Origin of the sequence: Streptomyces sp. Root431, assembly GCF_001426585.1 — a bacterium.
GTDB lineage: Bacteria > Actinomycetota > Actinomycetes > Streptomycetales > Streptomycetaceae > Streptomyces > Streptomyces stackebrandtii.
The window spans coordinates 302,494-314,432 of sequence record NZ_LMEI01000001.1 but is presented as its reverse complement, the minus strand read 5'-3'; the positions used below and the strand labels follow the sequence as shown (position 1 = coordinate 314,432).

11 protein-coding genes are annotated in these 11,939 nt (G+C 73.2%); 4 read left to right on the top strand and 7 right to left on the bottom strand.

The annotated features are described in order from the left end of the window. Positions 1-9 precede the first annotated feature (9 nt). Together nirB and ASC82_RS01415 are read right to left on the bottom strand one after the other, a co-directional pair. Positions 10-2,544, bottom strand: coding sequence for a nitrite reductase large subunit NirB (nirB, locus tag ASC82_RS01420; RefSeq protein ID WP_056640233.1), 2,535 nt, complete (start codon positions 2,542-2,544; stop codon positions 10-12). After that, a complete protein-coding gene (locus ASC82_RS01415) occupies positions 2,541-3,773 on the bottom strand; it encodes an FAD-dependent oxidoreductase (RefSeq protein WP_079038974.1) in 1,233 nt (410 codons plus the stop codon). The genes nirB and ASC82_RS01415 overlap by 4 nt, the downstream gene beginning before the upstream one ends. A 409-nt stretch (positions 3,774-4,182) precedes the next feature. Between ASC82_RS01415 and ASC82_RS01410 the strand changes: the two genes are divergently transcribed. The 3 genes from ASC82_RS01410 to ASC82_RS01400 are packed head-to-tail and all read left to right on the top strand — an operon-like array spanning position 4,183 to position 6,617. Next, entirely contained in the window at positions 4,183-5,589 is a 1,407-nt protein-coding gene (locus tag ASC82_RS01410) for a ferric reductase-like transmembrane domain-containing protein (protein ID WP_242427516.1), read from the top strand. After that, the gene (locus tag ASC82_RS01405) at positions 5,582-5,794 is read left to right on the top strand and encodes a hypothetical protein (protein ID WP_056640230.1); all 213 of its coding nucleotides are present in this window, start codon (positions 5,582-5,584) and stop codon (positions 5,792-5,794) included. Before ASC82_RS01410 ends, ASC82_RS01405 begins: the two co-directional genes overlap by 8 nt. Before the next feature lie 37 nt (positions 5,795-5,831). After that, positions 5,832-6,617: a TSUP family transporter gene (locus tag ASC82_RS01400; RefSeq protein ID WP_056640227.1), complete on the top strand. Its 786-nt coding sequence runs from the start codon at positions 5,832-5,834 to the stop codon at positions 6,615-6,617. 27 nt (positions 6,618-6,644) lie between these two features. Here ASC82_RS01400 and ASC82_RS01395 read toward each other — a convergent pair whose 3' ends face one another. The 5 genes from ASC82_RS01395 to ASC82_RS01375 form a co-directional block, all read right to left on the bottom strand. Beyond that, positions 6,645-7,262 (bottom strand): class F sortase, encoded by a 618-nt coding sequence (locus ASC82_RS01395; protein ID WP_056640224.1) that lies wholly within the window; start codon positions 7,260-7,262, stop codon positions 6,645-6,647. Positions 7,263-7,422: 160 nt separating this feature from the next. Further along, positions 7,423-7,950 carry a hypothetical protein gene (locus tag ASC82_RS01390; RefSeq protein WP_056640221.1) on the bottom strand — a complete coding sequence of 176 codons (528 nt, stop codon included), beginning with the start codon at positions 7,948-7,950 and terminating at the stop codon, positions 7,423-7,425. Between the two features lie 285 nt (positions 7,951-8,235). Beyond that, positions 8,236-8,670, bottom strand: a complete 435-nt coding sequence (locus ASC82_RS01385; protein WP_056640218.1) for a hypothetical protein — start codon at positions 8,668-8,670, stop codon at positions 8,236-8,238. After that, positions 8,667-10,388, bottom strand: coding sequence for a right-handed parallel beta-helix repeat-containing protein (locus ASC82_RS01380; protein WP_056640215.1), 1,722 nt, complete (start codon positions 10,386-10,388; stop codon positions 8,667-8,669). Before ASC82_RS01380 ends, ASC82_RS01385 begins: the two co-directional genes overlap by 4 nt. 31 nt (positions 10,389-10,419) lie before the next feature. Next, positions 10,420-11,199: an aminotransferase class IV gene (locus ASC82_RS01375; protein WP_056640212.1), complete on the bottom strand. Its 780-nt coding sequence runs from the start codon at positions 11,197-11,199 to the stop codon at positions 10,420-10,422. Positions 11,200-11,302: 103 nt separating this feature from the next. Here ASC82_RS01375 and ASC82_RS01370 point away from each other — a divergent pair, with 103 nt between their 5' ends. Beyond that, positions 11,303-11,938, top strand: a complete 636-nt coding sequence (locus tag ASC82_RS01370; RefSeq protein ID WP_056640209.1) for an NAD(P)H-dependent oxidoreductase — start codon at positions 11,303-11,305, stop codon at positions 11,936-11,938. Position 11,939: the final 1 nt, after the last annotated feature.

Sequence of the window (11,939 nt, the reverse complement as noted above, 5' to 3'; positions counted from 1 at the left end):
TGAGTGTCGTCATCGGGAGGAAGCCCCTTCCAGGGTGGCGTTCGTCGGGCCGAGCGTCAGGAACGTGAGGTCCGGCTTGATCTGGTCGCGCTCCGGCGTGAAGCGGACCGACGGGTCCGGCGCGTCCGGCGCGTTCACGAAGGAGACGAAGCGCCGCAGCCGGTCCGGGTCGTCCAGGGTCTGCGCCCACTCGTCCTGGTAGTCCTCGACGTGCGCCGCCATCAGCGCCTCCAGCTCGTCGCACAGCCCGAGCGAGTCGTGGACCACCACGTCCTTGAGGTGGTCGAGCCCGCCCTCCAGGCGCTCCAGCCAGGTCGACGTCCGCTCCAGGCGATCCGCCGTCCGGATGTAGAACATCAGGAACCGGTCGATCAGACGGACGAGTTCGGCGTCCGAGAGGTCCTGGGCGAGCAGGTCCGCGTGGCGCGGGGTCGCGCCGCCGTTCCCGCCGACGTAGAGGTTCCAGCCGTTCGCCGTCGCGATGATCCCGAAGTCCTTCGACTGGGCCTCCGCGCACTCGCGGGCGCAGCCCGAGACCGCCGACTTGAGTTTGTGCGGGGCGCGCAGGCCCCGGTAGCGCAGCTCCAGCTGGATCGCCATCCTCACCGAGTCCTGGACGCCGTACCGGCACCAGGTCTGCCCGACGCAGGACTTCACCGTGCGCAGCGACTTGCCGTACGCGTGCCCGGACTCGAAGCCGGCGTCGACCAAGCGCGTCCAGATCGACGGGAGTTGGTCCACCCGCGCGCCGAAGAGGTCGATCCGCTGGCCGCCCGTGATCTTCGTGTAGAGCCCGAAGTCCCGCGCCACCTCGCCGATCACGATCAGCTTCTCCGGGGTGATCTCGCCACCGGGGATGCGCGGCACGACCGAGTACGAGCCGTTGCGCTGCATGTTGGCGAGGAAGTGGTCGTTGGTGTCCTGGAGGGAGGCCTGCTCGCCGTCGAGGATGTAACCGTTGTTGAGGGAGGCGAGGATCGAGCCGACGGTCGGCTTGCAGACCTCGCAGCCCTCCCCGCCCTTCGCCGCGTCCCGGCCGTGCGAGTCGAGCAGCGCGGCGAAGGAGGTCACCCGGAGCGTGCGGGCGATCTCGTAGAGCTCGCTGCGGTTGTACGAGAAGCAGCCGCAGAGGCCCTTGTCCTTGGCCGCCGGCAGCAGCTTCTCGATCACCTTCACGCAACTGCCGCAGCCCGTACCGGCCTTGGTGCACTTCTTCACCTCGGCCAGCGACTCGCACTGGCCGATCGCGTGCTTCGTGACGTTGTGGCAGGAGCAGATCACCGCGTCGTCCGGCAGCGCCGAAGGGCCCAGCGCGACCGGCGCGCCCGCGCCCGCCGGGAGCACCAACTGCTCGGCGGAGACCGGCGGTACGGAACCGGTGAGCGGCCGCAGCAGCCCGTACTGCTCGGCGTCGCCGACCAGGACGCCGCCGAGCAGCACCCCGTCGCCGGAGATCACCAGCTTCTTGTAGACGCCCGAGCGGGAATCGGAGTAGACGACGTCGAGGCAGCCCTCGGCCGTGCCGTGCGCGTCGCCGAACGAGGCCACGTCCACGCCGAGCAGCTTCAGCTTCGTCGACATGTCGGCGCCCGTGAAGCCGCTCCCTTCGCCGGCCTCGCCGGCCAGGGTCGCGGCCACCGTCTGCGCCATCTCGTAGCCCGGCGCCACCAGGCCGTACACCCGGCCGTCCACGGCCAGCGCGCACTCGCCGATCGCGAAGACCGCCGGGTCCGAGGTCCGGCACTGCTCGTCCACCGCGATGCCGCCGCGCTCGCCGACGTCGAGGCCGCAGTCGCGGGCCAGCTGGTCCCGGGGCCGGACGCCCGCCGAGAACACCACCATGTCCGTCGCCAGTTCGGAGCCGTCCGAGAGCTTCATGCCCGTCACGGCGCCGTCCGCCGTCACGACCTCCTGCGTGCCCGTCCCCGTGTGGACGCTCAGACCCATCCGCTCGATCGTGCGCAGCAGCGCGGCGCCGCCGCCCTCGTCGACCTGCACCGGCATCAGGCGCGGCGCGAACTCCACGACGTGCGTGTCGAGTCCGAGACCCTTCAGCGCGCCCGCCGCCTCCAGGCCGAGCAGGCCGCCGCCGACGACCGCGCCCGTCGTCGCCGTCTTCGCGTACTCCTCGATGGCGAGCAGGTCCTCGATCGTGCGGTAGACGAAACAACCGCGGGCGTCCTTGCCGGGGACCGGCGGCACGAAGGGGTACGAGCCGGTGGCGAGGACCAGCGAGTCGTACGCGAAGACCCGGCCGGAACGGGACGTGACCGTGCGGGCCGCCCGGTCCACCGACTCCGCCGGGTCGCCGAGGTGCAGCTCGATGCCGTGCTTCTCCAGGAAGCCCGCCTCGACCATCGACAGGTCGTCGGGCGTCTTCCCCGAGAAGTACGAGGTCAACTGCACGCGGTCGTAGGCAGGGCGCGGCTCCTCGCAGAGGACCACGATCCGGGCCCGCTCCGTGACGCCACGGTCGGCGAGCGCCTCAAGGAACCGCTGGCCGACCATTCCGTGGCCGACCAGGACGATGGTGGGGGTGGTCATGAGGAGCCTCCGTCGTGGGTGAGCAGGTGCAGCAGGGGGGCCTCGTCGGGCAGGGCTTCGTCGCCCTCCCAGGCCCGGGCGAGCGCGCCGACCGCGGCCAGATCGCCGAGGAGGACGCCCCCGACGAGCCGGTCACCGCGGACGACGACCTTGCGGTAGGCGGTGCGCGTGGCATCGGCGAGCTGGACGACGTCGTCGCCCGGCCGCGGGGTGGCTTCGCCGAAGGCGGCGAGGTCGAGGGGGTGGGCGCCGCCGAGGGTCAGACGGGTGAGGGAGCGGGTGCCGGTGTAGCGGGGGGTGGGGGCGTTGCCCGCGGCCGTTGTGGCCGCGTGTTCGGCGGACTCCGCCAGCAGCAGGTCCGCCAAGGCGTCCGCCTGTTCCAGGGCCGGGCCTGCCAGGCCGTAGACCCTGCCCGCGTGTTCCGCGCAGTCGCCGACCGCGTGGATGTACGGGTCGGAGGTGCGGAGTTCGTCGTCGATCACGATGCCGGTGGCGACATCGAGTCCGGCCTCCCTGGCCAGGGCCGTCCTGGGGCGGACCCCGCAGGCCAGGACCACGACCTGGGCGTCGAGGACGAAGCCGTCGGCGAGTTCGACCGCGGTGACCGCGCCGTTCCGTTGGCGCAGGCCGCTGACCCGGCATTCCGTGTGGACCTCGACGCCGAGGGACTCCACGTGGTCGCGGAGCAAGGACGAGGCGTGGGAGTCGAGTTGGCGTTCCATGAGGCGTTCGCCCTGCTGGGTCAGGACGACCTCCGCGCCCAGCGCGGCGAGCGCCCGGGCGGCCGAGACCCCGAGGAGCCCGCCGCCGATGACCACCGCCCGTACCCCGGGCCGGACGAGCGCGCGCAGCGTCAGGCAGTCGTCGAGCGTACGGAAGGGGTGGACGCCCTCCGGCAGCTCCGCCCCGCGCAGTCCGCGCAGCGGCGGCAGCACCGGGTTGGAGCCCGTGGCGAGGACCAGCCGGTCGTAGCCGACGAGCGAGCCGTCCGCGCATTCCACCGTCCGCGCCGCCCGGTCGATCCGCACCGCCCGCACCCCGAGCCGTACCGGCTCCCGGGTCTCGGGCAGGGCGATGACCTCGGGGGCGTACCGCCCGGCGAGGACGTCGGCGAGCAGCACCCTGTTGTACGGGGCGTGCGGCTCCTCGCCGAGGAGGGTGACGGGCAGGCGCTGGGCGAGCCGGGCGCCCGCCGTTCCGCCCCCGACCACCACGATCCGTGTACTCATACCGGGAAGCGTGCGCGGCCGGTGTTACCCGGCGGCATCCCGACTGTTTCCCGTACGGAACGCTGATCTCCGTCCCCGGTCCCGAGCACTGTGAGGGCCGGAGGGTCGGGGCGATGAGGGGCCGGCGACGGGCAGCCACAGCACGTTCACGTCCGTCTCTCGGGTGCGTCGGGGGGTGAAGCGCACGTCGCCGCCGGGGTAGCCGCTGCGGAACGCGTCGATGTGACGGCGGAGTTCTTTGTCCGAGCGTGCCCATGACGCCCAGCCGTATACGGCCCGCGCCCGGACTGGCCACCACGAAGGCCGAGGTTTAACCCGCCGTGAGGCTCGGCTCAAGCCCGGCTTAAGGATGCGGGAGGCGGGGCGGAGCGGCGGATTCCCGTAAGGGGGCGGACCTAGGGTGCCGGTTGTGACCACCGAGGCCAGGCACCACCCCCTCTACGTGCCGCTCCCCAGCGCGCCGCCGACCGCCGCCCCTCCCGCCCCCGCCCCCGCTCCCGTCCCCGCGCTCCGGCTCGCCCCCGAGCGGCTGCGGACCGCGGTCGTCGTCGGCGCCGGAGCGGTCGCCCTCCTCTGGGGGCTCCAGGCCCGGGCCTCCGCCCGCCTCGACGCGCTCTTCGCGACCGGCGCCCACCTCACCGGACTCCTCGCCGGATACGGCGTCCTCGTCCTGCTCCTGCTCATGGCCCGCGTCCCGGCCGTCGAGCACGGCGTCGGCGCCGACCGGCTCGCCCGCTGGCACTCTCGCGGCGGCCGGTACGTCCTCGGTCTCATCGCCGCCCACGCCGCCCTCGCGCTCTGCGGGTACGCCGTGCACACCCGTACCGACCTCGTCACCGCCACCGGGGACCTCCTCTCCTACGGGGCGATCGCCGCCGCCACCGCCGGCACCGCCCTCTTCGTCGCCGTCGGCGTCACCTCCGCCCGGGCCGTCCGGCGCCGCGTCGGGCACGAGACCTGGCGGGCCGTCCACCTGAGCGGGCTGCTCGCCGCCGCGCTCGGCTTCGTCCACCAGCTCGCGGGCCCCGACGTCGCCGGGAGCCTCGTCACCGTCTGGCTCTGGTCGATGGCCCACGCCACCGTCGGCGTCCTCCTCGTCTGGTACCGGATCGTCGTCCCCGTCCGCGCCGCCCTCCGGCACGAGCTGCGGGTCGCCGAGGTCCGCGACGAGGGCCCCGGCGTCGTCTCCGTCCTCGTCCAGGGCAGGGGAGTGGCCCGGCTGCGCGCCGAACCCGGCCAGTTCTTCCGCTGGCGCTTCCTCCGGCGCGGGCTCTGGGCGACCGCCCTGCCCTTCTCCCTCTCCGCGCCCGTCCGCGACGACACCCTGCGGATCACCGTCAAGGCGATCGGCGACCACACGCGCCGCATCCGCCGCCTCCGACCCGGGGTCCGCGTCCTCGCCTCCGGCCCGTTCGGCGCGCTCACCGCCCATCGCCGCACCCGCCGCAAGGTCCTGCTGCTCGCGGGCGGCGTCGGCATCACCCCGCTGCGCGCCCTCTTCGAGACCCTGCCCGGCGGGCCCGGCGACATCACCCTGCTCTACCGGGCATCCGACGCGGGCGGCCTCGTCCTGCGCGAGGAGCTGGAGGCCATCGCCCGCGAACGGCAGGCCGCCCTCCACTACCTCCTCGGCCCCTCGGACGGCTCCTTCGACCCCCTCGCGCCGCGCGCCCTGCGCAACCTCGTGCCGGGCCTCGCCGCCCACGACGTGTACCTGTGCGGCCCGCCCGCCATGATGCGCGCCGCGACCGCGTCCCTGCTCCGGGCCGGGGTGCCCGCCTCCCGCGTCCACAAGGAGGACTTCGACCATGCCTAGCCACCGCGCCCACCGGGCCCACCGCGCGACCGGCCGCGAAGAGCGGGCCCGCCGCCGCCTCGCCGCCGCGCTCCTCGGCGCCGGCGCGCTCGCCGCGACCCTCCTCACGGCCGCCGTCGCCCCGGCAGCCCCGCCCGCGCCCGACCGCGAACCGGGCGACGCGACCGCCGCAACCTCAGACGTAGCTCAACGATCACGGGATTGATGGACGGGGCAACGATCTCCTCCCTAGTCTCTCGACCATGCCCGAGATCACGCTGACGACGCTTGTCCTGCTCTGCCTCGCCGCGCTCGTGGCGGGCTGGATCGACGCCGTGGTCGGCGGCGGCGGGCTGCTCCTGCTCCCCGCCCTCCTGCTCGGGCTGCCCCACGTCCCCGCCGCGCACATCCTCGGCACCAACAAGGCCGTCGCGATCGTGGGCACCACCGGGGCCGCCGTCACCTACGTCCGCAAGGCGCCCGTCCAGGTCTGGACGGCGGTACGGATCGGGCTCGCGGCCCTCCTGGGCTCCATGATCGGCGCCTTCTTCGCCGCAGGGATCAGCAGCGACGTCCTGCGCCCGGTGATCATGGTGGTGCTGCTCGCCGTGGCGGCCTTCGTGATGCTACGGCCCTCCTTCGGCGCGAAGGCCCAGGGGGAGGAGCGGGCGCCCCTGACCCGGGCGAGGATCGTGACCGCGATCGTGGTCGTCGGCGGCGGGATCGGCTTCTACGACGGCCTGTTCGGGCCGGGCACCGGCACCTTCCTGGTCCTCGCGCTGACCGCCGTCCTCCACCTGGACCTGGTGACCGCCTCCGCCACCGCGAAGATCGTCAACGTCTGCACCAACGCGGGCGCGCTCGCCATGTTCGCCTACCAGGGCAGCGTGTTCTGGCAGCTGGCGGCCGTCATGGCCGTCTTCAACCTCGCGGGCGGCATGGTCGGGGCCCGGATGGCGCTGAGCAAGGGTGCCGAGTTCGTCCGCGGGGTGCTGCTGGTCGTGGTCTTCTCGCTGGTCGCGAAGCTCGCCTTCGACCAGTGGGCGTGACCCGGGCGCGACGCCCCACCGCACGCCCTACCGCACCCCGATGAGGTGGCCGAAGGCGACGACGTTCCCCTGGTAGCCGTTCTTCTTCGAGAAGCCGCCGCCGCAGGTGATCACCCGGATCTCCGCGCGGTCCGTCTCCCCGTACACCTTCTTGTCCGGGAACTCCTCGTTCGCGTACACCTCGACCGCGTCGACCGTGAAGACGGCGGTACGGCCGTCCTGCCGGTCCACCTCGATCCGGTGGCCCTTCTTGAGGGCGCCCAGCGTGTAGAAGACGGCGGGCCCCTGGGCGTTGTCGACGTGGCCCGCGACGATCGCGGCGCCCTTGGCGCCGGGAGTGATCCCGTCCCCGTACCAGCCGGCCAGGTTCCGGTCCCCGGCGGGCGGCACGTCGAGGGTGCCGTTCGCGGCGAGGCCGAGCCGCATCATCGGGGTGTCCACGTCGGTCTCGGGGATGCGGAGCCGTACGGGCGCCGAGGGCGGCAGCGGGTCGGCGGCGGCGTCGGTGTGCACGCTCGGCCCGGCCGCGAAGGCCTGGGCGGCCGACGGTACGGGCGGGGTGATGTCCTGCGAGCCGTTCTGGACGAGCCAGAGTCCGACGCAGGCGGCCACGGCTATGCCCCAGCCTTTGCTCCTGTTGCTCACCTGGATTCCTCAGCGGTCCCTCGGACGGTCGGTCTCTCGGTCTCTCGGTCTGTCGGTCTCTCGGACGATCCGGCGATCCGGCGATCCGGCCATGGGGGTGTGGCCCTGCCCCCGCCGGGCCGTGTGCGGGCGCGCGGCGGGGGCAGGACGGGCGGGGTCCTCAGTGCCCCTGCGCGCCGCTCGCCCGGCGGCGCAGGAGCCAGACACCGCCTACGGCAGCCGCGGCCAGCACCGCCGCGCCTGCCGTGACCTGGGCGGAGTCGGGGCCGACACTGCCCCCGACGCCGGTCTGGACGTGGCCGCTCGGATTCCGGTGCTTGACGGTCAGGTCTCCCCGGGCCGTCTTCCCGTTGTCACAGGCGACACTGATGCCGTACGTACCGGGCTTGACGTGCTCCGGCACGCGGAACTGGCCGACCACGACCTCCTTGTGCGTGCTGGACTCCAGCTGGAACTCTCCGGCTCCCAGCGAGTTCGCGTCGCCGACGCCGTGGCCGTGTTTGCCACAGGCCAGGGTGTTGACCGTGATGGTCTCCCCGGGCGTGGCGGAGGAGGGGTAGACCTCCAGCGACTGGAAGCCGCGGTCGTTGTCGTTCTCGTTGTTGGCGTACGCCGCGGGGGCGGCGAACGCCCCGATCGCGGCGACCGTCAGCGCGGTACCGGTGAACAGGCGGGCAAGGGTGCGCATGGGGTCCTCCGGGGCGCGCGAGCGGTCATGCCGGTCAAGCCGGGGATCCTCCCGGGAGGGACTTCCCGGAACGGACCTTCTGTGACCGAGATAAGAGCCGCCCCGCGCCCCCCGCCTGCTGATGGGGCATCAGGATTGCGCCGTCCGGTGCGGTGTGTCGGCTGGATTTCCGACGTTTACGCAGGTCAGAGCTGGTTACGTGGCGTCAGCTGACGGCTCGTGCCGAACGGGTGACGTGGAGTGCCGCCCCGCTCCCCGTTCGGCCCTGAGCCCTCTCCCGCGGGGTCACCCGGCGCCGGTCAGGCCGGCGATCGCCGCCAGGGCCCATTCCTGCGCCCCGACCGTCGTCCCGGCCGCGATACCCGTCGCCACCGGGGCCAGCGCCCCCCTGAGCCCGGCGAGGGCACGGCGCAGCCTGCCCTCCTCGGGGGCGGCGTCCGTGCGGGTGATCTCCCCGAGGACCTCCTGTGCCGCCGCCTCCGCGTCCTCGCGGTCCCGGTCGGCGAGGCCCTGCTCGGGCAGCTGCCCGAGCAGCCGGGTCACCAGCTCGGCGAGCGCCTCGTAGCCGGGGGCGACCGTGCCGCCGTTGCTCTGCTGGTTCTGGGTGACCGTCTCGTTGTTCCAGGCGAACTGGGCGTGGGAGACGCCCGCGTTGAAGACGGGTCCGTCGTGGTTGTGGGTGTTCTGCGGGTCGCTGTGGGTGTTCCGCGGGTCGCTCATGGGTGCGTACCGTCCCCTTCGGGCTGCTGCTGGACGACATGGCCGTTGTTCCAGGCCAACTGGACATCGTGCACGGGGCCGTTGAAGACCGGGCCGTTGAACACCGGGTTGTTGAGGACCTGGACGATCTGCGCGGGCGCGGCCGGCTTCTCCTTGTGCCGGACGACCGGCAGCGACGTCCGCAGCGAGACCAGGTCGACGAGGCCGTTGTGCTGGACGGCCACCCCGCTCGTACCGTTCACCGCGCAGTCCACCAGCCGGCCGGCCGCCTTCTCGTCGAAGCTCGCGGCCACCGCGCAGTCGGTGAACGTGGCGTCGGTGATGTCCACGTAGGAGCTGCCCGTCCCGAACGCGCCCAGGCCCTCCGAGCCGGTCACGGTGATGTTCCGCGCGACGAGCCGCCCGCTCCCGAGGGCGGCGAACCCGCCGCCGCTCACCCCCGTGACGTCGCTGTCGGCGACCTGGAGCATGGCCTCGCCGGCGACGGCGAAGCCCATGACGCCGCGCTCCGCCGTCACGTTCCTGAGGGTGACGCGCGACTGGCCGTCGATGGCCACCGCCCCCAGGGAGATGTCGCGGAACACCGCGCCGGACACCTCGGCCGTCGTGCCGCCGTTGCCCCGGGCCTCCAGGCCGGCCGGGCAGCGCTCCACGCGGACGTCCGTGAAGGTGGCCGAGGCCTCGTCGTAGACCCGCAGCGCGGTGCCCGCCAGGTCCTCGACCCCGACCCGGGTGAAGCGGCCCCTGCCGCCTTCGATGACGGCGATGCCGACGTTCCCTCCGGAGACGACGCAGTCCCGCACCTCGGGCGCGCCGCCCTTGGTCGAGAACACCGCGACGTTGCGCGCGTGCGTGACCCGGCAGTGTTCGAACGTCCCCAGGCCGGCGTCCTGGACGTTGATGCCGGTGTCGCGGCAGTCGGCGAAGACGGAGCCGCGCACCACCGGTCCCGCGCCGCTCTTCGTGACGATTCCGTGCAGCGCGTCGGTGACGGTGGTGCGGTCCACGGAGCCCCGGGACTGCTCGATGAACATGATCCCCTCCGCGTGGGTGGCGCTGATCGCGCACTCCGTCACGGCGAGCTCCCCACGGGTGTCCGCGACGACCGCCGCCTGCCCCGTACCGGTCACCTCGCAGCCGACGATCTCGGCCCGCGCGCCGCAGACCCGCAGCCCGTGGATCCGGCTGCCCTCGATCCGGCTGCCCCGGACGGTGACGCGGGCGCCCTCGATCGCGGCGATCGCGTTGTTCGCGGCGTCGGTGAACCGGCACCGCTCGATCAGTCCGGCCGAGCCGGTGAAGACGGTGCGGCCGTACAGGACGATGCTGTCCCGCAGGGTGACGGAGGTGTGCGGCCGGGCGTGCACGGCGACGCCGTCGTGCGCCCGGATCTCCGTGCGATCCAGTGTCAGCGTCCCCGTGTGGCAGCCGACGATGTCCACGGCGGCGTCGCGGCCGGCCAGCGTCAGGCCGTGGACGGAGACCGCGCCGAAGGCGTCGAGGACGGCGCCGTGCGGCCGGCTGACCAGGACGGAGCCCGGGCCCTCGGCCGCGGCGAGCCGGATCTCGCCCCTGACGGTGAGCGCCTCCTCGTAGTGGCCGGGCGCGATCTCGATCAGCGCCGCCCTGCCCCGTGCCTCCGCGGCGCGGAGCGCGGAGGTGATGTCGGGGTAGGCGCGGCGGCCGCCCCGGGGCGAGACGAGGTATCTCGCGGCCATCGTTCCCTTGCCTCCTACGGTTCCGCCGTGGCTACAGCGCGTCCCACTCCACCGACTCGTACGCCGAGTAGACCCTCTTCATCAGGTCCTCGTCCACCGCGAAGCCGACCGCGTCGATCCCCGAAACCGGGGCGATGCCACGGGAGTTCGTCACGAACGCAGCACGGTACCGGCCCAGGTCCGCGAGCGTCACCGGCCGCCGCACCGAGCCGAGCAGCGGTTCGAGGAGGCCCATCGTGATCCCCGTCAGGCAGGGCGCCGACGGCCAGACCACCGAAGTGCCGTCCCAGAAGGCGATGTTGGTGACCGCCCCTTCGGCGATCTCGCCGGTCGGGGAGGTCAGCAGGGCCTCGTCGTAGCCGTCCCGCCGGGCCGCCTCGCCGTGGTAGCTCTGGCCGAAGCCGCCCAGGTGCTTGATGTGCGCCGCGGGGCGCAGGTAGTCGACGCTTTTCAGGCGCTGCGGCGCCCCGGGCCCGTCGGCGGCGGGCTCGCGGACGACGACCACGAGGCGGACGCCGTCGTACACGTACACCCGGGCCGAGCAGTCCCGCCGGCCGGAGGCCTGTACGGCCCCGGTGAGCAGGGCGCGGACGCGGTCGCCGGGCAGTGCCTCCCCGAAGAGCTCGCGGGTGGAGCGGTCGAGCCGTTCGAGGTGGCGGCCGAGTCCCTGTACGCGTCCGTCCCGCACCTGCATCGCCGTGAAGTGGCCGAAGCCGCTCATGAGGGTCGTCAGGAGCGCCGGGTCGGTCGCCGGGACTCCGTCGACCTCGACGTGCGGCGAGTCGGCGGGCGGTACGTGAGGAGTCGTCATGCCTTCACCGTACGTGCCGGGAACGGGCTCGGGAAAAGTCTCCGGAACGGTCCCCGGGGGAGCGCTTGACCTCAACCAAACTTGAGGTACCACGATCATCGGCATGGACATCACGAACTCCACCTCGCCCGCCGTTTCCGCCACCTCCACCGAGGGTGCCACCGCCCCCCTCGCCCTCGCCCTCATCGTCGCGAGCGACCGCGAAGGCCGCTTCGCCCCCGTCATCGCCGACTGGTTCCGCTCCCGGCTCGCCGAGCGCGAGGACTTCGCCGTGACGGTCGTCGACCTCGCCGAGATCGACCTCCCCACCGGCCTCTCCCACAACCCGTCCCCGGCCGTCCGCGCCGAACTCGCCAAGGTCTCCCCGGTGCTGGCCGCCGCCGACGCCTTCGTCGTCCTCACCCCCGAGTACAACCACTCCTTCCCCGCCTCCCTCAAGAACCTCATCGACCGGCACTACACCGAGTGGCAGGCCAAGCCCGTCGGCTTCATCTCCTACGGCGGCATCTCCGGCGGCCTGCGCGCCGTCGAGCAACTCCGCCAGGTCTTCGCCGAGATGCACGCCGTCACCGTCCGCGACACCGTCTCCTTCCACTCCGCCTGGGGGCTGTTCGACGAGGAAGGCCGCCACAAGGACCCGGACGGCGCCGAGGGCGCGGCCAAGGTGCTCCTCGACCAGCTCGCCTGGTGGGCCCTCGCGCTCAAGGAAGCCAAGTCCGCCCGCCCGTACGCCGCGTGAG

Coding starts and splice junctions, on each gene's coding strand:
- nirB (WP_056640233.1), bottom strand. CDS start 2,544: ATGACCACCCCCACCATCGTCCTGGTCGGCCACGGAATGGTCGGCCAG.
- ASC82_RS01415 (WP_079038974.1), bottom strand. CDS start 3,773: ATGAGTACACGGATCGTGGTGGTCGGGGGCGGAACGGCGGGCGCCCGG.
- ASC82_RS01405 (WP_056640230.1), top strand. CDS start 5,582: ATGCCTAGCCACCGCGCCCACCGGGCCCACCGCGCGACCGGCCGCGAA.
- ASC82_RS01400 (WP_056640227.1), top strand. CDS start 5,832: ATGCCCGAGATCACGCTGACGACGCTTGTCCTGCTCTGCCTCGCCGCG.
- ASC82_RS01390 (WP_056640221.1), bottom strand. CDS start 7,950: ATGCGCACCCTTGCCCGCCTGTTCACCGGTACCGCGCTGACGGTCGCC.
- ASC82_RS01385 (WP_056640218.1), bottom strand. CDS start 8,670: ATGAGCGACCCGCGGAACACCCACAGCGACCCGCAGAACACCCACAAC.
- ASC82_RS01380 (WP_056640215.1), bottom strand. CDS start 10,388: ATGGCCGCGAGATACCTCGTCTCGCCCCGGGGCGGCCGCCGCGCCTAC.
- ASC82_RS01375 (WP_056640212.1), bottom strand. CDS start 11,199: ATGACGACTCCTCACGTACCGCCCGCCGACTCGCCGCACGTCGAGGTC.
- ASC82_RS01370 (WP_056640209.1), top strand. CDS start 11,303: ATGGACATCACGAACTCCACCTCGCCCGCCGTTTCCGCCACCTCCACC.